The following is a 19754-nucleotide window of genomic DNA, read 5'->3' as shown; positions in this document are numbered from 1 at the left end:
TTACGCGACAAGCGAGCGGAAAAATGCAACGAATGGATGATATCTGAGAGGAAAGTTTCGCTTCTTCGTAAAGAAGAAGCGAATAAAGTGTCACTATTTGAGTTTAAAAAGTGACGGAATAGGTATTACTAGTAGCTGTAGCTCACCGATAGCAATGCACGTCGTTCTTGTCCTGCATAGCCCACGATATCCTCGTAGTCAGTATCAAAAAGGTTATTCACTTTTAATGATAATGCCCACTTTTCAGAAACTTGATAGCCAAGGTTAACTGACGCTAGGGTATAAGCTGACAGTCCTAAGGTTTCTGCATTAGCAGGGTAGGGAGGGAAGTAAGTATCGTAATGGGTGCCGGTATAGGCCAATTTTGCATAAAGGCTAAATTTCTCGGTACCTAAATCAGACAATACCGACAATGCGCCTTGATGACGTGCACGGCGAAGCTCTGTGCTGGCAATGCCAAAACTGGTTTGGTCAGCGTCTAAATAGCTATAAGACGCCGACACCTTCGCTAAATCGCTAAGCCAAGTTACTTCAACGTCTACGCCATCACGACTACTTTCACCATCTACATTGGCAGCGGTGTACACGCCTTGGGTGGCGTCATAAACGAAGCCATTAATTTCGTCTTCAAGTTGGGCGCTATAAGCACTCATTTGTGCGGTAACCGAATCCCAATTTGCTTTTACGCCAACTTCCCACTCTTCACTCTCTTCGGGCGTTAAGTCTGGGTTACCAATAAAGCTATCTGGGAAATAGCCAAATCGCTCAGTAAAGGTTGGGGTTTTAATCGCCTTACCGTAGCTTGAAAATAGCGCATAGGTTTTTGATACTTGCCACGTTAGGCCTGCGCGATAACTAACGGCGTCATCAAATTCACTGTTGTTGTCGAACCGTGCGCTTAAAGTCGCAAAAACATTATCAACGAGGTCACCAGTGGCTTCACCAAATAAGCTGGTCGTATTGTCGTGCTGTTTTTGATTCGGATCGCCAAATACAACAGGGCCACGTTGTTCAAACAAACGTTGTAAGTATTCAGCACCACCCGCTACTTGCCAGTTATCAAAGTTGTAAAAACTTGTCCAATTTAGGGCTAAGCGCTCACCCGTGGTACCACCAGCATCGGCACCTGATGTGGTATTGTCATTGTCGTCTTTTCGGTAATCGAAAGACATGGTAGACGCATAGGCCGATGCATCTGGCGCGTAGCGCCAAGCTAGTTTAGTACTAAGCTGGCTACCATCAGTCACATTGTCGGCATCAGCAGGTAACCCAGTGATGGCATAGTCAGTACCATCGTAATCATTTTCGTATTGGGTGCTGCGAAATTTCGCACTTAACGTGTGAGCATCAGCCAATGCGTAATCAACGTTGATGCCTGCGGTCATGTTGTCATAACCGTCATCTTCATTACCCACGCGGGAAATGTTATCGCCATCTGTTTTTAGGTAATTGGCATAGGTGCGTACAGCCACATCGCCATTTTGCGTGGCGGCATTAATGCTGCCTTGGTAAGTACCTTGTGTGCCTATTCCCGCACTTAAATTAATGCTAGGTTTTGCACTGGCTCCTTCACCTGCTTTGGTGGTGATACTCAATACACCACCAATTGCACCACTGCCCCATAAGGCACTTTGCGGGCCACGTAGTAGCTCTATACGTACCACGTTAGCCGAGGTTAAGTGGGCCAAGTCTATCAAGCTTCCTTGGCCAATATCGTTAGACACCACGCCATCAATAAGCACGAGTAAGTGGTTACTTTCGCTGCCTCGAACACGAACTTCGGTAAGGCCGCCTGGGCTACCAGATTGGGAAAGGCTTACGCCAGGTAGGCCACGAATTAAATCGGTAAGTTGTACAGCGCCTGAGGCTTGAATATCTTGCTCGGTTAATACGCTTACCGATGCAGGCAGCTTAGCTATTTGTACAGGTAAACGGGTGCCAGTAACGGTAAGTGTTTCTATGGTGTCAGGAGTTTGCGCTAAAACAGGTGCAGACAGCAGTGTTGCCACGGCAGCGTAAACTGCAGTGCAGGTAAAGTGTGTTTGAAATTTCATTGTATTTCTCGCTATGTACTCCGCCCGAGTACAAGGGTGAATGTAAGCAGAATAACTGCCGTGAAGTTAGGCCGGTATCCGGGCTCACTCACCAATACTGTGTATGGTTTCTCTGCCTTCCCATGTCGCGACATTAATACCGATGACACAGTGGCGTGTTAAGGAGAATGTGTGTGTTCACACTGAGTTTACCGTTGCGGGGGCAGCATCAGATTTCACTGATTTCCCGTTTAACCCATAGATGGGCACCTAAGCGCGAAGGAGTATAGCTTAAGTGCCTAATAAATAGCGAGTGTGTTCAGGTTTAGCGAGCTAATATCCAAGCTTCAAGGGCGCTTCCTGCATGGCAGAGAGTTGCTCTTTTAGCGCAAGAATTTGACCTTCCCAGTATTTATCGTCGGCAAACCATGGAAAGGCACGAGGGAAGGCTGGATCTTCCCAGCGGCGAGACAGCCATGCCATATAGTGCACCATTCGCATGGCGCGAAGGGGTTCTATTAACGCAAGTTGATTAGTATTAAATGGCTGAAATTCTTCATAGGCTTCAATCAACGTATCAAGTTGCAATAGTTGTTGCTGTCTGTCGCCACTTAACATCATCCATAAATCTTGGATAGCAGGGCCCATCCGGCAATCATCTAAATCAACAAAGGTAGGACCATCTCGCCATAGAATATTTCCAGGATGGCAATCGCCGTGCAATCGAATAATGTCGGTGGCTTTATAAGCAGAGGAAGCGGCACTGATAACAGGGTTCAAAATAGCAAAGAAGGCTGTTTTGAGATGATCTGGAAGCAAGGTGCTGTTCTCAAGAACCTGACGAGGTTCATCTAAATAGCTTTGGGTATCGATATCTGGGCGCTGTTTAAAGGTTTTCGATTGAGATACGCGGTGAATACGGCCAATAAAGCGGCCCATCCATTCCAGTTGATCTAAGTTATCGTTCTCAAACTGGCGCCCACCCACAGAAGGAAAAACCGTAAAGCGATAATCGCCATGGTGGTGAAGGGTTTTTCCGTTTAGCGCTAAGGGCGTAACAATCGGAATTTCGTTATCAGCAAGTTCTTGGGCGAAGCTGTGTTCTTCCAAAATTTGCGCGTCTGTCCAACGGGCAGGGCGATAAAACTTAACCACGTAACGTTTATTATCATCGGCTTGAAATTGGTAAACCCGGTTCTCATAACTATTGAGAGCAAGTAAGCCGCTTTGAAGAAAAATGCCCTGAGTTTCCAGGGCATCTAATATAGTGTCTGGATCTAATCCAGAAAACGAAAAGTCTTTCATCGATAAAGGAATTTGGTTGGCTCATTAACCGTAACGCTTTCACCTGAATCGGTGGTAGTGGTAACGGTGAATTGAATGTCTGTTACCACATCTTCCAGATTATACGGGTCGGTTGCAACCGAAATCGGTGTGCTATAAACCTCACCACCTTGCACAGTCACTTCTTTATTGCCAATAAAGGTGTATTCAGGCAGCCCTTGTACCGAAATGGTATAGGTATGAGTTTGCTGAGATTTGTTCAATACTTTAACGGTATAAACGTTCTCAATTAACCCTTCATTCGTTTCACGGTATAACGAGTTACGGTCGCGAATAATATCAATTTCTAAGGGCACGCGGGTCACAATGTCAGCAACCAATAATCCTGTCATGACAATAAGCACGATAAGGTAGCCAATCAGCTTAGGCCGCACGATGTGTGTTTTACCCCCCGCTAGCTCTTCTTCCGACGTAAAGCTTATAAGCCCTTTGGGGTAACCCATTTTATCCATTACGCCGTTACAGGCATCTACGCACGCACCGCAGTTAATGCATTCATATTGCAAACCGTTTCGAATATCGATGCCGGTGGGGCAAACCTGCACACAGAGGTTACAGTCAATACAGTCACCCAAGCCTTTTTCGTGTACCTGTTCATGGCTAAGTTTACGAGGGCGAGGGCCTCGCTGTTCGCCTCGTTTGGCATCGTAAGAGACGGTAAAGGTGTCTTTGTCGAACATGGCCGATTGAAAACGGGCATAAGGGCAAATATGGGTACACATGATTTCTCGCATGTAACCCGCATTGGCATATGTGCACACTGCAAAAAAGACCACTGAAAACCCGGCCCAGAAGCCTGTGTTAAAGGTGAAAAAATCAACAAAGAGTGCGCCGATTGGGGTGAAATACCCCACAAAGGTGAGTGCGGTAAGTAGGGCAACCGCCACCCAAGCCGTATGTTTGAGGGTTTTGCGAATAAACTTATCCGCATCCATGTTTCGTGCGTCTAGTTTAATACGTTTATTTCTAGGGCCTTCTATCTTCTCTTCAAACCAAGTGTAGATATACACCCAGGTAGTTTGAGGGCACATGAAGCCGCACCACACCCTACCTGCAAAGGTCGTCACGAAAAACAGCGCGAATGCGCCCACGATGAAGATATAGGCAAGCAAGGTTAAATCTTGCGGCCATAAGGTTAACCCAAAGATAGAGAAGCGCTGCTCGACAATATCAAGTAGCACTGCCTGCTGGCCATTAAATCTTATCCAAGGAATAGCGGCGAAGATGGCGAGAAAAAACAAACCGAAAAAACGTCTGAATGTTTCAAGAGGGCCTTTAACCGCACGAACATAAATACGACTACGTGAGTCGTATCGCTTCCCTTCAGTGGTTGATGCGGGTTTGTGCACCTTAACTGGAGTAACGTTTTTAACCGGAATTTGTTCGTTCATTTTTTCAAAACCTTAGCCAACTTCTTGTATTGCGCGGCGCATTATAACAGCTGAAAATTCAGCGTGTTTAACATAGATCAATGATAGGGCTAATGATCAGCTTTATTTATCTTTCAGTCAATACTGAAAGTTCAGAAATTAGATTTTATCAATCTATCTTTACTTAATGCTAGTTGACTACTATGGCGATAATAGTTTTTAATACCGAATGAAAATTATACAAGTAATTATCCTTTTGATTTTTTTGACGAAAATGTTTGTTGAAAATAACTAACGATAGCTGCGTTGTTTGAATTAAGTATAGTAGTGGAATAATTTTAAATGCTTCGTTTCTTTGTAATCTGTGCCGAAATTGTATTATTGGTGATTGTGCTTCGATCGCCTTTTGTTCAATACTTTTTTTCAGATATACAAAGTACCGTCTCAGGTTGGTTTGTTTCTATTTCTGAGTTACCTGAACAAAGAGAGCTAGATGCGTTAAGAGATCAAGCGGCGGCGCAGCTTGCGCCTTTAAAAGAATTCGAAGCAAACTACCTTCGAAGAATTCTGGCAAGTCGTTCAACGGTCATGCGCTTTCATATCGCATATTGCGAAACCACCGATATAAACCCAAATTTTAGCCGCGGCAAGCGCCAGCAGTTGTGCGTAATGATAGAGCAATCTAAACTACTGCAGCCCGATAAATAGCTACTGCAGCCCGATAAATAGTTACTGGAGCCTGATAAATAATTGGCGCTAAAGGTGTTGTTTCTTGTATTAGTCTCTTCTTTGTTTCTGTCGTCGTACCTTCCAATCCTTTCCCACTATTACCCTGTATATAGATAAAGCCATTCATTCTACGTTCAGCTACCTGTGCTATTATTGAGCATATAGTTGTGATAAAAGTAGTAACATTGCTATAAGTTGAAGCCATGCTTCACTAAGCGCCGTTACCCGCTTACTCAGTTTTTTGTCGCTGACTAATACCGGGTTTTTAGAAACGAGGTAGGGGGTTACATGAAAATAGCTAAGTTAACGAGTGTATCTGCGCTCTTGCTCGCCAGCGTGGGTATGTCTGGTGTACTGCAAGCGGCACAGGTTGAAGTAACCTGGGAAGAACCAAAGTCTTACCGAGATGTTAAGCCATCGAATGAATCTCTAACTCGCTTTAGAGAACGCACTTTTAAAGAGCTCGATGAGTTTTTTACTGAACTGGCAGAAAAGCTTCCTGACGATCAAAAACTGTCAATTACCGTCACTGATTTGGATTTAGCCGGTCAGGTGTGGCCTGCATCTTTTGTTGGTATGGGGCAGTCTGCTACGGATGTCAGGATCATTAAAGAAATAGACATTCCTAGAATGTCATTCTCATATGTACTTACAGGCGGTGACAGCACAGTGCTTAAGAGCGAAGAGGTTAAGATTAAAGATATGATGTTCATGAATACCGTTAATCGTAGGTTACCCAGCGATAATCTGGTTTACGAAAAGAACATGATTGAAGATTGGTTTAACGATACGTTTGCAGAAAGCCTTGTTGCTAATAAGTAGTTACGTTTAGCGACCAGCTGTTATTTGCTATATCAATATGAATAAAAAACCGCCTATACAGGCGGTTTTTTAGTTTTATCTGCTTGATTAAATGTAATCAAACTCACTGCCGGATACGGCCAACGTGCTTTCATAGCCTGCTGAATACGCTTGTTTATGCGCATTGCGACGAGGCAATATACGCTGCATGTAGAAATCACGGGTTTTCTGCTTAGAAGAAGCTAGCACAGCATTATCTGTACTCGCCGCTTTATCTGCCATGCTGTACCACAGCACACCAATTAGCGAGTAGGCAGAATAGGCTAAGTAATCTGCTGCTGCCGCCGCTGCTGTAGTGCCATCCATACCTAGGCAGTCAGCCGATGATGCGCGCCAATCGTCAAGTAAGCCTTGCGCCAGTCCTTTACTTTCAGCATCGCTAATATCAGCAACTAGCTCAGCAAACGCCTGATAAGTAGCTTCCATCATTTGCCCGCCATCGCGGGTTAATTTACGGCCAATTAAGTCTAATGCCTGAATACCGTTGGTGCCTTCATACAACATGGCGATACGAACATCACGCATCAATTGCTCCATGCCCCACTCACGGATAAATCCATGACCACCAAAAACTTGCACCCCGATACTGGTAGTTTCAAGGCCCATATCTGTCATGTAGGCTTTGCAGATTGGCGTAAGAAACTGCAGCACTTTATCTGCATTTTCTTTTTCTTCGTCAGTGCCTAATTTTTCGATATCCATGTACTTTGCGTATAGCAAAGACAGTGCGCGGCTACCTTCAATTTGTGATTTTTGCGTCAGTAGCATTCGGGCTACATCAGGCTGAAATACAATAGGATCGGCTTTGCCATCAGGGTTTTGAATACCTTGCGGCGCACGAGATTGAACGCGCTCACGGGCATACGTTAACGCACCTTGGTAAGAAGCTTCTGCAGCTCCTAGGCCTTGTAAACCCACTTGGAAACGAGCGTCGTTCATCATAGTGAACATGCAGGCTAAGCCTTGGTTTTCTTCACCCACTAACCAGCCTGTCGCGTCGTCAAAGTTCATCACACAGGTTGGGCTCGCCTTGATACCCATCTTGTGTTCAATACTGCCCACAGATAAAGAGTTTGCAGTGCTTGGTTCGTTATTTTCATCAAGCATTAGTTTAGGCACTAGAAACAAGCTAATGCCTTTTACGCCCTTAGGCGCATCGGGTAAGCGAGCGAGTACCAAGTGAATAACATTGCTGCTCCAATCTTGATCGCCCGCAGTAATAAAGATTTTATTACCTGTTACTTTGTAGCTTCCGTCACCTTGCGGTTCAGCCTTAGTACTCAGTAAGCTAAGGTCGGTACCCGCATGAGGTTCTGTTAAGTTCATTGTACCTGTCCACTCACCGCTGATGAGTTTAGCGAGATACTTATCTTTCAATTCCTTGCTAGCATGTTTAGTGACCGCCAAAGTGGCACTTTCTGTCAGCATCGTTGTTAAACGCCAGCTTAGGTTTGCGGCATTTAGCATTTCATGTACAGGTACCGCCATGGTGTAGGGAAGTTCCTGTCCATCATATTCTGCCGTACCTAACATGGCGTTCCAGCCATTTGCTACATACTCTTGATAGGCATCAGCAAAGCCTTTCGGTGTGGTGATTTTTCCGTCTTCCAGCTTACAGCCTTCTTCATCACCTTCACGGTTTAATGGTGCTACAACGTCAATGGCGAATTTAGCGCCTTGCGAAATAATTTCGTTGGCCAGTTCGCTATCAAAATCGCTGATACCCAATTTTTCATAGTGGGCATCTAGGCCTAACCAGTCCTTAAGTAAGAACTGAAAATCGGTAGTAGGGGCGTGGTACAGAGGCATAGAAGACTCCCTTTTCAAACAAGTGTTTTAATTTTGCCACATTATAGACACAAAAAGCATAGACAGAGTAGCCCGTTAAGGGAAAGTTAATGAAAAATAATATGGCTGTATTTGCACAACAACTGTTCAATCCCTTTAAATTTAAACCACAGGGGCATCATAATCTGTGGCAAAGCTTGCTTTTCAATAGCTCGCTGGCATCCTATAACTATAGTTAATTCCATGTATTAAGAAGTAGAGAACTTATGAACCACGGGCAATCAGTTTGTGTCGTTACCGGCGGAAGTTTAGGAATAGGTTTAGCGGTTTGTAATACCTTTAGTGAAAATGACTACCGAGTGATAAACCTGGATGTAAGAGATTTTGACGACACACCAACTAACGCTGAATGGGTGGCTTGTGATGTCAGTAACGTGGAACAAGTGCGACATGCTATCGATAATATTGCCGTAAAATATGGTCGTATAGATGCATTGGTGTGTAACGCAGGTATGCACGTGTCGGCAACCATTGAAGACACCGATGAAGCACTACTCGATAAGATAATGAGCCTAAACATTAAAGGCGCGTATGGGGCAATTAAAGCGTCACTACCTACTATGAAAGTTCAAAAAAGTGGGGCTATTGTGGTGATGGGATCCGATCAGTGTTTTGTCGGTAAGCAGAACTCTTTTGCCTATGGTTTAACTAAGTCTGCCTTAGCGTCTATAGCTAAAACCACGGCACTGGATTATGCCCCCTTTAATATTAGAGCTAATGCGGTATGCCCGGGTACGATTGAAACGCCCTTGTTTCACCACGCTATCGATAAATATGTAGCAGCATCAGGGGCCGATAAAACCGCAGTTGTAGCCCAAGAGGCCGCTGAGCAACCTATTGGTCGTATTGGCCAGCCCGAAGATGTGTCTGAACTGGTGTATTTTCTTTGCAGTGATAAAGCGACCTTTATTACCGGAAGTTTACACGCTGTCGACGGCGGTTATACCGCCAAGTGAATATCGTCGATGGTCATCTACATTTTTTTGCCCTTGAGGCGGGTGATTACCACTGGCTTAAGCCGCAAAATCCGCCGTATTGGCACGACAAGCAAGCCATTGCATCATCATGTGATGAAAGAAGCTTAACACTTTCTAGTGGTCACACTCTTGCAGGCTACGTGCATGTTGAAGCAGGGTTCGACAATGAACGTCCTTGGCGTGAGATCCGGTATTTAGAACAACGAGCCCAACTGCCGTTTAAAAGCGTTGCCAGTATCGATTTATGTAGTGAACGGACCTTGTCTGATATTCAAACATTGGCAGGGTTTTCTTCAGTCGCGGGGCTTCGCCATATTTTAGATGAACAAGCCGACTTTATATTAACCCACCCTAAAACAAAACATGCGCTTAAGCGTAGTAGCGAATATGGATTGTCTTTCGATGCCCAACTGGATTTGGGTGACGGCGAGGCGGTAAGAGCGTTATTAAAGTTATTAGAGGCATTGCCCGCACTTTCAGTCATTATTAATCACGCAGGTTCAGCGCTGTTAGGTTCTGCTGTTACCGCTACCTACATTAAGCAGTGGCGAATTAATATGAACGCACTCGCTCAGTGTTCTCGGGTGGCAGTAAAACTCTCAGGGTGGGAAATGCAGTGCAGAGATTGGCATTGGCTCAGTGCGCAAAATATTGTCGTGGAAACGATAGCTATATTTGGCGTGTCGCGAGTAATGTTAGCAAGCAATTTTCCACTTTCTAACTGGCGCCACAGTTATCAAGCGCTTTGGCTGCAATATGAAAAAATGCTGGCGCAGTTTACCTTTGACGAGAAATGCAGCTTGTTGGCAAACAATACCGCTCGTTGGTATGGCCTAGATATCTAAACGACTAATGTCAGCCACGATTTTAAGCGATAGTGCTACGTCGCTAGCTTGCAGCTAAGAGCTTACACCCAAGAGCGGGCACCCAAGGGCTTGCGCCTATATATCGCTTTTTAGTCTATAAGTTGATGGTGGGCGGCCACTGTCTGGCTTTCAATATGAATAAAGCTAAACTCTGCGCTTTGCTGTTTTTTCAATATAGTGAGGAATGCACGAAGCTCATCCACAAAGCGCTCTGCTTTATCTGGCATTACCGCGCACCACACACACAGTGACTTCTCGGTAATTAAATTGGCGTCGTAACGAGGTTTGAATTCGCACGCATCTTCGCGCCAAGACCCTTCACAATCAAAGTGCGTGCATCCACCATAATAGGTGGATAAATATTCGTTTAACGCTTCTTTTACTGGTTCGTATGCGTGTGTGCCTGGTGTCAATATAATGGTAAATTTTGTGCGCTTATTCATTTGTTCTTCGCAAATAGTAAGGCCATTAACAGCACCGCTATTAAGGCTAGGTTAACCGTATTTTCAGATGACATTAGCGAGAATATATCGTAGATACCCCACGTTGAATCATGCTTCACAGATTGTGATGCGGCGACAAAGTTGTTGGTAATATCCACCAAAGAAATACCCCCAATTAGCATGAGTATTACTTCAATCGATTTATTTATAGCACGATTAAGTTGGTTCTCGTAACTTGATATGGCGTTGTTAATATAGGCTGCCCTATCAAGCAAACTCTCTTCTACGGCATTAATTTCCCATGCATCTATGAGTGCGTTCGCGAGTGGCTTTCGACTTCCTTGCAGTCCTCGAAGCGAATCACAAAACTCCAATCGAATATACTCTAGGGTTCTAATTGAAACCATGCGCTGGATCAACTTTTCAAGGGCTTTTCTGCGCCGCCCCGTCGACAGAACTTTAAGCGATTGCAGCTGATGGTACGCGTTGCTCATCGATTGTTGATAGGCATACAACATCGCATTGAAATGCTGAAGCAAAAACAGAACCCGCCGGTTATCCAACGACAGTGAAATATCATTGTTTAAAAATAGGCAATTTCCCGAACGAAAGAAAGCCTCATCGTTCTCGTAGTTGCTAGGCGGACATTCATGAATAATTGAGAACGCCTGTTTGGCTTCTACGGCAGATTCTGGAACGCGAGTAATATAACAACGGCCGGTCCACAATACCGCGTCACTGTCGGTGAGTTCAGAGGTCAATAATTTACAGCGTTTACTTAGTGTATCAAAGGTGGTGTTTAGCAAGTTAATCATTACACCTCCTGCCGCTTGTAAAATTAAAGACAGGCTTTGTTCAATATCTCTGTTTTCAATCTTTTGCCAACATAGAGTGAGTTGTTCCTGAGATGCGGGTGCCAATGTCGCTTGTAAGGTAGCAATGCCTGTTTGATATAAGCGTAAATTTAAACCTTGAAGCTTAAGGCCTATTTCTTCTAGGGTTGAAAATGCATGTTGAAAAGCTGGACTTTCATGATCGACTTCAAGTTTTGCTAATGGGGTAAACATGGGGCTTAATAAGTCAGAATCGGTAGATACATAGCCCATGTCCAGTTTACTTTCTTGATTAAGTACCCAATCTTGGCTGTGCATGACTTCTTCAACTTTGCTGGTTAAAGACGGCGTAAGCGCACTGAATTTACGGGTTAACGCGATAGGCGTATACGTAACAATAGAGACGGGCGGTGAGTACAATAAAGCCGATGAGGAAGCCGAGGCTGACATACTTCTTCTTATCCTTGAAAACAGGCGGGGCAAAAATCATTGCCCCAATCTAAGCGTTTCGTTATTTAAGTTCTGTTACTGTCATATGAGGCGAGCGGTAAACAATCTCGTCATTTAAATCGATACCTAATCCAGGCGTGTCTGGCGCTTCAATAAAGCCATTTACAGGTTGTGGGTCTTGTAAACAAAGCTCACGGTTCCAGTCTTTAATGGCATAAGTGTGATGTTCGTGAATTAAGAAGTTAGGTATTGCGGTTTCCAAGTGCAAACTGGCTGCTGTCGCCACAGGTCCGCCACAGACATGTGCTTGAATGCGCACGTCATAGATGTCGGCGTAATCACATACTTTTTTCGCTTCAGTAAACCCGCCACACAGGCCTACGTCAGGCTGCAGTACATCAATAGATTGGTCTTCTAAATATGGGCGCACGTCCCAGCGATGATATAAGCGTTCACCACCAGCAATCGGTACGTTTACATTTTTAGCCACTTTATCGTGTAGTTTTGAATTTAGGTAATTCACAGGCTCTTCGTAATACAAGCAGCCAATTTCTTCAACAATGTCGCCAAGCTGTATGGCGGTAGATGCCCCTAACAAGCTGTGGCACTCAAAAATAATATCACCGTCTTCACCCATGGTGTCGCGTATAGCTTGTAAGCGAGCTTTAAATAACTTTAATTCTGGCTTAGAGAAAAGTTTAGTGCGATCGAAATGCGTCACGCCATCTTTATCGTAAACAATAGGGTCTACTTTTACCGCATCGTAGCCGTCTTTTAATGCTTTTTCGGTAGCACGAGCATAATCTGCAGGGTCGTTAAGCTTGGTGACTTCTTTATCCCAATCGAACTGCAACTGGCTAGCATAGCTGCGTAGTTTGCCATTGGTTTTTCCGCCCAATAATTCGTACACAGGTAAGCTTAGGGCTCTGCCTTTAATGTCCCAAAGTGCAGTATCAATGGCACTCATTGCTGCATAAATAACAGGTCCGCCACCTAAGCCCCAAAAACCTTCACGTAGCATACGCGACCACAATAGCTCTGTGTGAAATGGGTTGAAGCCAATTAACATGGCTTCGGCAATTTCTTTGATCATGTGCGCTGCAGCACTATGACCCCAATCATAAGCTAAGCCCGCTTCACCCACACCGACAATGCCTTCATCCGTATACACTCGCACAAAAACAGGGTTCCATGCTGGGCGTTTGGGGCACTCAATATCGAATATTTCTACTTTGGTTACTTTCATTTATTGTTTCTCTATTGTCTATTTGTAGTCGCTGCTAGCGGCACTGCCAACGACGCTTAAAAGGGATTATTCACAAAAGCCAGGGTCAAGCTTATAGGCTTTTCTTAACATGGCGGGCCAGGCTTTCTGGCCGCCGGTTTCACCACTGTGAACTACGCTGGCTTGCTGATAAATACCGTCGATAATAGGCTGTGGTATATCAATAACCTCTTCATTCGACTGCATGAGTGCCAGCTGAATTTCACAAGCCCTTTGTAAATCATAAAAGCGCATGAACGCATCGCCTACGGTGGGGCCTACTGTTAGCCCTCCATGATTAGGCAATAGCATATGATTGGTATCGCCCAAATCATCTTGTAGGCTTTTCTTTTCACTATCGTTCACTGCTAAGCCTTCGTAACTATGGTAAGACAGCGAGGGAAGTGAAAATAAAGAATACTGGCTCCAAGGCTTTAAACCGCCTTTTACCGATGCCACCGAAATGGTGGCGAGTGTGTGCAAATGAATAACACAGAGTGCATCGTGACGAACTTCGTGAATGGCACTATGGATAGTAAATCCAGCTGGGTTTATTTGATAAGGTGAGTCATCAAGAATGTTACCTTCAAGGTCTACTTTGACAAGGTTAGACGCTGTCACTTCGTCAAACCCTAAACCAAAGGCGTTAACTAAGTAATGGTCGGTACCGGGGACTTTCGCCGAAATATGCGTATAGATAAGGTCACCCCAACGCATATCAGCAACCAGTCGATAGCATGCAGCTAAATCGACGCGGGTTTGCCATTCTATTTCAGACACTTTGCCTTTAAGGCTAAGAGGAGCTAATGAATACACGGCCTGTCTCCTAAATATCGTAGGCTAAACATGAAGATAATGATGGCTTAATGCCTTCTGATATCAGCGGGTAGTCAAATTACCAAAGCAAGGGCATTGGCACAACTACTCACACATTATTCTTGCTGGGACTGGCTCACTTCAATTTTATTAAAGCTATCGCGAAACGCAATAAGGTCATCAGGAAAGCGAAGTTCGATATGAGTGAGTAAAAAGGGATCGGCTTGTACTAATTCAATCACTTCTAGTTTTGCCCATGGCGGCGCATCAAACACATCTGGCAAGTGTTCTACCCCAGCGTTTAATGTACACTCAAATAGCGCAAGACCGTTTTGTGTAACGGCCAGTTTTTCACCGACCTCGACATTGAAACCTGTTTCTTCCCATGTTTCTCGGTGGGCTGCGCAAACTAATGATTCGCCATCTTTTTTTCCACCACCGGGAAAATCTAAACGATTTGAAAGGCGATGTTTAATCAAAAGCGCTTTGCTTTGCACCTTAATGATGCATGCTGCGGCACTTTGAGTATGCTCATCGTTATTCGTGCTTCGGCAAAAAGGCGCTTCAGGCACCGTCTTTGTACATCCAAAAAGCGTTAAAACTACCAAAATGGATGATAAGCGAAAATTGATACTCATTAGTTTGGGTAAAATACTATTCAGAAAAAATTAATAATAATAAAAACGTAGATAAAGGTTTTGGTTTGAACGCGCCCCTGAATCTCGTTAATGCACCAACTTGGTTACTTTATCACGTGGTGCATATTTACCAATAGGAAAGGTTATGTCTTCACGCAAATTACTATCTCCATTACTAATAGGGGCTTTATTGTTAGCGGCTGTGGTTGTCTATGTAAACTTGCCTGCAGAAGAAGAGGTGAAAAAAGGCGGTCCTTTAGCCACAACAGTGAAAACCATATTGGTAGAGCAAGGCGCAATGGCGATTACTATTGAAGCCCTTGGCACTGCCAGAGCGAATGAATCGATAGCGGTCACTGCACAAGTTACCGAAACCGTACGCTCAGTTAACTTCGAAGATGGCGATAGTGTGAAAGCTGGCCAAGTGCTTATTCAGCTAAACAACAATGAAGAGTTGGCTCGGGTTGCTGAATTGCGCGCCAATATTGATGAAGCAAAGCGTCAATACACCCGTATTTTTAATTTACGTGAATCTAGCGCCGCATCTGAGCAGCTGCTTGATGAACAACAAGCACGGGTAAAAGGATTAGAAGCGCAATTAGACATCGCTGAAGCACAGGTTGATGATTTACAAATTCGCGCGCCATTTTCAGGTGTGCTGGGCGCACGACAAGTCAGTATTGGCTCATTGGTTCAGCCCGCTGGCGTTATAACTACCCTTGATGATATTAGCGTAGTAAAAGTTGATTTCAGTATTGCCGAAAATCAATTGGCGAGTGTAGCGAAAGGTCAGAAGGTTTCTGCTACATCGGTGGCCTATCCTGGTGAAAGATTTAGCGGCGAAATTACGCATATTGATACCCGATTAGATCCCATCAGCCGCGCAATTAGCGTACGCGCCATTATCGATAACAAAGACCAGCGATTAAGACCAGGCATGTTACTTACTATCGTGGTTGAAAAACGTGTGCTTGATACGCTTATTCTTCCTGAGAAAGCCTTAGTGCCAGTGCAAGATATTCAATATGTGTATGTGGTAGAAGACGACGTTGCCCATCAGCGTGAAGTGTTGATTGGTGAACGCCGCCCTGGTATTGTTCAAATTGTGTCAGGCCTTAAAGCTGGTGACGAAGTGATAACAGAAGGCACGCTTAGAGTACGCGACCAGTCTGCTGTTAACGTTCTTAACCGTAACAACGAGGGTTAAGCCATGTTGTTATCTGACATTTCAGTAAAAAGACCGGTATTTGCAACGGTTATCAACCTGCTGCTGATTATATTTGGCGTGGTCGCCATTTCTATGCTGGCCCTTCGTGAATACCCAGATATTGACCCGCCTATTGTATCGGTTTCAACCAAATACACGGGCGCATCGGCCAATATTGTTGAAACTCGCATAACTCAATTACTCGAAGACCGAATTTCGGGTATTGAGGGGATTAAAAATATTACCTCAACGTCCACCAATGGGCGTTCTGATATCACCATAGAATTTAAATTATCTCGAGATATCGACGCTGCCGCCAACGATGTGCGAGAGCGAGTGAGTAGGGCGTTAAATAACCTACCTGATCAGGCCGATCCCCCAGAAGTTTCAAAGGCCGATTCCGATCAAAGCGCGATTGTTTGGTACAACTTACGCAGTACGAATCTTAATACCATGGAGCTTACCGACTACGCAGAACGCTTCTTGGTAGACCGCTTATCGGTAGCCGATGGGGTCGCGCGGGTCCAAATTGGTGGTGGTCGTCGCTATGCCATGAAAGTATTTCTTGATAGAAATGCGATGGCTGCGCGAGGCATTACCGTAACTGATGTTGAAAGTATTATCAGTTCTGAAAACGTTGAACTTCCTGCCGGTGAAGTTGAGTCGCTAGATAGAAACTTTGAAGTGCGTGTAGCCCGTACTTTCTTATCGCCAGAAGACTTTGCGGCCCTAACGGTTGCGGTAGGAGACGATGGATACCTGGTTCGCTTAGGTGAAATTGCGAATGTGGAATTGGCGGCTGAAGACGACGAAACCGAGTTCAGAGGTGACGGCGTTAACATGATTGGATTGGGCATTATAAAGCAGTCAAAAGCCAATACCTTAGATGTTGCTCGCTCAGCAAAAGCGCAAATTAGAAAGATTGAAGAAACATTGCCGGACAATATTTTCATTGTGCCTAGCTATGACTCCTCAGTGTTTATTGAAGCATCGATTAACGAAGTTTACGAAACCCTTGCCATAGCCATGCTTATGGTGGTGATTGTTATTTACCTTTTCTTGGGCAATGTACGCGCCACACTGATTCCTGCGGTCACCGTACCCGTGTCGTTGGTCGCTGCATTTATTGTGATGTACGCGTTAGGCTTCTCTATCAACCTACTTACCTTACTTGCCATGGTGCTGGCAATTGGGCTGGTGGTAGATGATGCCATCGTGGTACTTGAGAACATTTCCCGGCGTATAGAAATGGGGGAGCCGCCCATATTAGCCGCTTATCGAGGTGCGAGAGAGGTTGGCTTTGCAGTTATTGCAACTACCTTGGTACTGATTTCTGTGTTTGTACCCTTGGTGTTTCTTGAAGGGAATGTTGGGCGTTTGTTTACTGAGTTTGCCCTGGCCATTGCTGCTGCTGTGGCGTTTTCTAGTTTTACCGCATTAACATTATCGCCCATGATGGCGTCGAAAATTCTAAAGAAACGTACCCGTTCAGCAGGGTTTGGCGCTTGGATGGATAAGCGTTTTCATGCACTCGAAAATCGCTATTTCAAAAGCTTGGGAAGCACTATTCACCAGCCGTTTATCATGGTGCTACTACTGATTGTTTCAGTGGTTGCGCTAGTGCAGATTTCAGAGAAGTTACCCAGCGAATTCGTACCAAAAGAAGATCGCGGTAACTTTTATATTCTAATGAATTCGCAAGAAGGGGCTAGTTTCGAAAGTAATGCTGCTAATCTAAAACTTATCGAAGACATCCTAATGCCCTACCGTGAAAGCGGTAAAATAGGCAGGTTACTGGTACGTACACCTGGATTTGGTAACAATGCTGGTATGGCTATTATTGGCTCTGCTGATTGGGATGAGCGTGATTTTAGCACCTTCACATTGATGGATGAAATAAGTGCGAAGCTTGATGCCGTACCTGATGTAAGAGCATTTGCCATCATGCGAAGTGGGATTTCAGGCGCAGGCTTCGGCCGACCTGTGCAATTCGTATTGCAAGGTGACACCTACGAGAACTTAGTTGAGTGGCGTGACATCCTCATTGAAAAGGCATCAGAAAATAGAAACTTAGTTCGTATCGATTCTGACTATAAAGAAACATCACCTCAGCTTCTGGTCAATATCGACAGAGACAGAGCCGCTGATTTGGGTGTGTCTATTAGTGATATTGGCCGTACCTTAGAAGTGATGTTAGGGCAACGTACGGTATCTACATTCTTAGATAGAGGCGAAGAGTATGATGTGATTATCGAGGGGATAGAGGCTGATTTCAGAAGCCCAAATAGTATCGATAATCTTTATGTTCGCTCTTCAAGAAGCGGCGAGCTTATTCCCATGGACAACTTGCTTACTTTCGAAGAGCAGGCGACGTCGTCTCGCTTAAATCGCTATAACCGCATGCGAGCTGTCACTATTTCAGCAAACCTTGCCGGCGATTATACATTAGGAGAAGGCTTGGCTTACCTTGAAAATATCGTACGCACAGAGCTGCCTGACAATGTGTCTATCGACTACAAAGGCGAGTCACAACTTTATCAAGAACAAGGGAATTCCTTTGTCTATGTGTTTATGCTGGCGTTAGCTGTTACATACCTCATTCTTGCTGCCCAATTTGAAAGTTGGGTGCATCCGTTAGTCATAATGCTAACCGTACCGCTCGCGCTGGTAGGTGCTTTTATCGGCTTATTCTTTGCCGGGATGACACTTAATATTTATAGCCAAATAGGCCTGGTTATGTTGATTGGCCTTGCGGCGAAGAACGGTATTTTGATTGTGGAGTTTGCTAATCAGCTACGAGATGCCGGTATGAACTTTGAAGATGCCTTACGACGTGCCGCTGCTCAGCGTCTTCGCCCAATCGTTATGACTGGTTTTACGACGGTATTTAGTTCTTTGCCCTTAGTGTTTGCCTCTGGGCCTGGTGCGGAAAGTCGCATGGTAATTGGTATGGTTATCGCGGCAGGCGTGCTGGTTTCAGCTTTCATGACTTTATACGTAGTGCCTACCGCTTACAGTTGGCTAGCCCGAAATACCGGATCGCCACAGCAAAGAAGTACTGAAATAGAACGCCTAGAAGTTGACATTCCCTACCGTAAGGGTGAGGAAAATTGAGCCCCTATTAGTAAGGGCAAGAGCGTGTTTTTTAAACGCTTATTCCATACGGTTATGCTCAGTGCTTGACCAATAAGCACTAAAAAGTTCAAAAAGTCGTGCGGTATTAAGGTATATATTTTTATACACTAATATCGTTCGGCACTCCTAAGTTAATTTGTTGTTTTTTATTATCCAATTGATTTTAAATGGGTAAGTTGGTTTTCTCGCTGCGCCTTAGTTATATTTACGTATGACTTTTTAAGCCCTTCCAGTGCGCTTATCCTTTTGTATAGTTGCTTCTACGCCTCTCTTCCCTAAACTGCGCTTACTTTTTAAAGCCAGATTGAACGTAACGAAATTTAATACAAAAATTTTTCGTATCTCAGTTGGCAGTTTTTCTAATCCTTGCTAATACTTATCTTAATCTTGAAGCAGGAAGATATCTGTATGAGTAAGAATAAAAAATAGGCACATCGGTATTTGTAAATTAAAGAATAACGTTCTTAGATTGCGCTACCGAAACAAACACAACATTAGAGGACATGTAATGAAACAGTGGATACTAGCAGCAAGTTTATGCAGCAGCATGGCTTTTGCAGATGTAGCAGTAATAGTTCACCCATCCAATGGTGATGCGTTAGATAAAGATTCTATTAGCCGTCTCTTCCTTAACAAAATGAAAGCATTTCCAAACGGCACAAAGGCAGTACCTTTAGCACTTGCTGAAGGGCAAGCCGCTACAGATGAATTCAATGGCAAAGTTTTAAATAAGTCTGCGTCACAGCTTACCGCTTTTTGGTCTAAATTAGTTTTTACTGGGAAAGGTCAGCCTCCTAAAGCATTAGGTAGTGACGCCGAGGTGGTTTCAGCTGTTGCTGCAGACCCGGGTGCAATTGGCTATGTAGATGCTGGCTCCGTCGACGGAAGCGTTCGCGTAGTTGCCACTTTTTGATTACACAGTTTAAGAATATTTAAGGAT

16 protein-coding genes and 1 riboswitch are annotated in these 19754 nt (G+C 44.5%); of the genes, 7 read left to right on the top strand and 9 right to left on the bottom strand.

The features are described from left to right. Positions 1-128 precede the first annotated feature (128 nt). From J8L84_RS06190 to ccoG, 3 genes are all read right to left on the bottom strand, one after another. Entirely contained in the window at positions 129-2054 is a 1926-nt protein-coding gene (locus tag J8L84_RS06190) for a TonB-dependent receptor (protein WP_211069917.1), read from the bottom strand. A gap of 51 nt (positions 2055-2105) precedes the next feature. Then, positions 2106-2322, bottom strand: a riboswitch (cobalamin riboswitch). A gap of 44 nt (positions 2323-2366) precedes the next feature. After that, positions 2367-3338 (bottom strand): serine/threonine protein kinase, encoded by a 972-nt coding sequence (locus J8L84_RS06185; RefSeq protein WP_211069916.1) that lies wholly within the window; start codon positions 3336-3338, stop codon positions 2367-2369. Then, entirely contained in the window at positions 3335-4768 is a 1434-nt protein-coding gene (gene ccoG / locus J8L84_RS06180) for a cytochrome c oxidase accessory protein CcoG (RefSeq protein ID WP_211069915.1), read from the bottom strand. Before ccoG ends, J8L84_RS06185 begins: the two co-directional genes overlap by 4 nt. 321 nt (positions 4769-5089) lie before the next feature. Here ccoG and J8L84_RS06175 point away from each other — a divergent pair, with 321 nt between their 5' ends. Beyond that, positions 5090-5455: a hypothetical protein gene (locus J8L84_RS06175; protein ID WP_211069914.1), complete on the top strand. Its 366-nt coding sequence runs from the start codon at positions 5090-5092 to the stop codon at positions 5453-5455. Between the two features lie 309 nt (positions 5456-5764). Then, a complete protein-coding gene (locus tag J8L84_RS06170; protein WP_211069913.1) occupies positions 5765-6298 on the top strand; it encodes a DUF3016 domain-containing protein in 534 nt (177 codons plus the stop codon). A gap of 87 nt (positions 6299-6385) precedes the next feature. Here the strand turns inward: J8L84_RS06170 and J8L84_RS06165 are convergent, their stop codons facing one another. Next, complete coding sequence (locus tag J8L84_RS06165; protein WP_211069912.1) at positions 6386-8146, bottom strand: acyl-CoA dehydrogenase family protein; 1761 nt, start codon at positions 8144-8146, stop codon at positions 6386-6388. A gap of 245 nt (positions 8147-8391) precedes the next feature. Here J8L84_RS06165 and J8L84_RS06160 point away from each other — a divergent pair, with 245 nt between their 5' ends. Together J8L84_RS06160 and J8L84_RS06155 are read left to right on the top strand one after the other, a co-directional pair. Next, positions 8392-9141, top strand: coding sequence for an SDR family oxidoreductase (locus tag J8L84_RS06160; protein WP_211069911.1), 750 nt, complete (start codon positions 8392-8394; stop codon positions 9139-9141). Then, complete coding sequence (locus tag J8L84_RS06155; protein WP_211069910.1) at positions 9138-10007, top strand: amidohydrolase family protein; 870 nt, start codon at positions 9138-9140, stop codon at positions 10005-10007. Before J8L84_RS06160 ends, J8L84_RS06155 begins: the two co-directional genes overlap by 4 nt. 110 nt (positions 10008-10117) lie before the next feature. On the opposite strand, the gene J8L84_RS06150 is transcribed toward J8L84_RS06155, so the two are convergent. The 5 genes from J8L84_RS06150 to J8L84_RS06130 all read right to left on the bottom strand — a co-directional run bounded on the left by J8L84_RS06150 (position 10118) and on the right by J8L84_RS06130 (position 14472). Then, entirely contained in the window at positions 10118-10471 is a 354-nt protein-coding gene (locus J8L84_RS06150; RefSeq protein ID WP_211069909.1) for a hypothetical protein, read from the bottom strand. Further along, the gene (locus J8L84_RS06145; RefSeq protein ID WP_211069908.1) at positions 10468-11754 is read right to left on the bottom strand and encodes a hypothetical protein; all 1287 of its coding nucleotides are present in this window, start codon (positions 11752-11754) and stop codon (positions 10468-10470) included. Before J8L84_RS06145 ends, J8L84_RS06150 begins: the two co-directional genes overlap by 4 nt. Positions 11755-11815: 61 nt before the next feature. Then, positions 11816-13000, bottom strand: a complete 1185-nt coding sequence (locus J8L84_RS06140) for a mandelate racemase/muconate lactonizing enzyme family protein (protein ID WP_211069907.1) — start codon at positions 12998-13000, stop codon at positions 11816-11818. A gap of 66 nt (positions 13001-13066) precedes the next feature. Continuing rightward, complete coding sequence (locus J8L84_RS06135; RefSeq protein WP_211069906.1) at positions 13067-13834, bottom strand: class II aldolase/adducin family protein; 768 nt, start codon at positions 13832-13834, stop codon at positions 13067-13069. 116 nt (positions 13835-13950) lie between these two features. Next, positions 13951-14472: an NUDIX domain-containing protein gene (locus J8L84_RS06130; protein ID WP_211069905.1), complete on the bottom strand. Its 522-nt coding sequence runs from the start codon at positions 14470-14472 to the stop codon at positions 13951-13953. 145 nt (positions 14473-14617) lie between these two features. Between J8L84_RS06130 and J8L84_RS06125 the strand changes: the two genes are divergently transcribed. The 3 genes from J8L84_RS06125 to J8L84_RS06115 all read left to right on the top strand — a co-directional run bounded on the left by J8L84_RS06125 (position 14618) and on the right by J8L84_RS06115 (position 19727). Next, positions 14618-15679, top strand: a complete 1062-nt coding sequence (locus J8L84_RS06125; RefSeq protein WP_211069904.1) for an efflux RND transporter periplasmic adaptor subunit — start codon at positions 14618-14620, stop codon at positions 15677-15679. Positions 15680-15682: 3 nt separating this feature from the next. After that, complete coding sequence (locus tag J8L84_RS06120) at positions 15683-18793, top strand: efflux RND transporter permease subunit (protein WP_211069903.1); 3111 nt, start codon at positions 15683-15685, stop codon at positions 18791-18793. 529 nt (positions 18794-19322) lie between these two features. Beyond that, positions 19323-19727 (top strand): phosphate ABC transporter substrate-binding protein, encoded by a 405-nt coding sequence (locus J8L84_RS06115; protein WP_126872457.1) that lies wholly within the window; start codon positions 19323-19325, stop codon positions 19725-19727. Positions 19728-19754 lie beyond the last annotated feature (27 nt).

The sequence above is a fragment of the Alteromonas sp. MMG017 genome, assembly GCF_018100795.1.
Taxonomy (GTDB): Bacteria; Pseudomonadota; Gammaproteobacteria; order Enterobacterales; family Alteromonadaceae; genus Alteromonas.
This window is presented reverse-complemented; position numbering and strand designations above follow the sequence as displayed.

Bases quoted from the DNA above. Each gene is read 5' to 3' on its own strand.
- J8L84_RS06160 (WP_211069911.1), top strand. From the start codon at position 8,392: ATGAACCACGGGCAATCAGTTTGTGTCGTTACCGGCGGAAGTTTAGGA.
- J8L84_RS06130 (WP_211069905.1), bottom strand. From the start codon at position 14,472: ATGAGTATCAATTTTCGCTTATCATCCATTTTGGTAGTTTTAACGCTT.
- J8L84_RS06145 (WP_211069908.1), bottom strand. From the start codon at position 11,754: ATGTCAGCCTCGGCTTCCTCATCGGCTTTATTGTACTCACCGCCCGTC.
- ccoG (WP_211069915.1), bottom strand. From the start codon at position 4,768: ATGAACGAACAAATTCCGGTTAAAAACGTTACTCCAGTTAAGGTGCAC.
- J8L84_RS06165 (WP_211069912.1), bottom strand. From the start codon at position 8,146: ATGCCTCTGTACCACGCCCCTACTACCGATTTTCAGTTCTTACTTAAG.
- J8L84_RS06115 (WP_126872457.1), top strand. From the start codon at position 19,323: ATGAAACAGTGGATACTAGCAGCAAGTTTATGCAGCAGCATGGCTTTT.
- J8L84_RS06125 (WP_211069904.1), top strand. From the start codon at position 14,618: ATGTCTTCACGCAAATTACTATCTCCATTACTAATAGGGGCTTTATTG.
- J8L84_RS06120 (WP_211069903.1), top strand. From the start codon at position 15,683: ATGTTGTTATCTGACATTTCAGTAAAAAGACCGGTATTTGCAACGGTT.
- J8L84_RS06175 (WP_211069914.1), top strand. From the start codon at position 5,090: ATGCTTCGTTTCTTTGTAATCTGTGCCGAAATTGTATTATTGGTGATT.
- J8L84_RS06140 (WP_211069907.1), bottom strand. From the start codon at position 13,000: ATGAAAGTAACCAAAGTAGAAATATTCGATATTGAGTGCCCCAAACGC.
- J8L84_RS06190 (WP_211069917.1), bottom strand. From the start codon at position 2,054: ATGAAATTTCAAACACACTTTACCTGCACTGCAGTTTACGCTGCCGTG.
- J8L84_RS06150 (WP_211069909.1), bottom strand. From the start codon at position 10,471: ATGAATAAGCGCACAAAATTTACCATTATATTGACACCAGGCACACAC.
- J8L84_RS06185 (WP_211069916.1), bottom strand. From the start codon at position 3,338: ATGAAAGACTTTTCGTTTTCTGGATTAGATCCAGACACTATATTAGAT.
- J8L84_RS06170 (WP_211069913.1), top strand. From the start codon at position 5,765: ATGAAAATAGCTAAGTTAACGAGTGTATCTGCGCTCTTGCTCGCCAGC.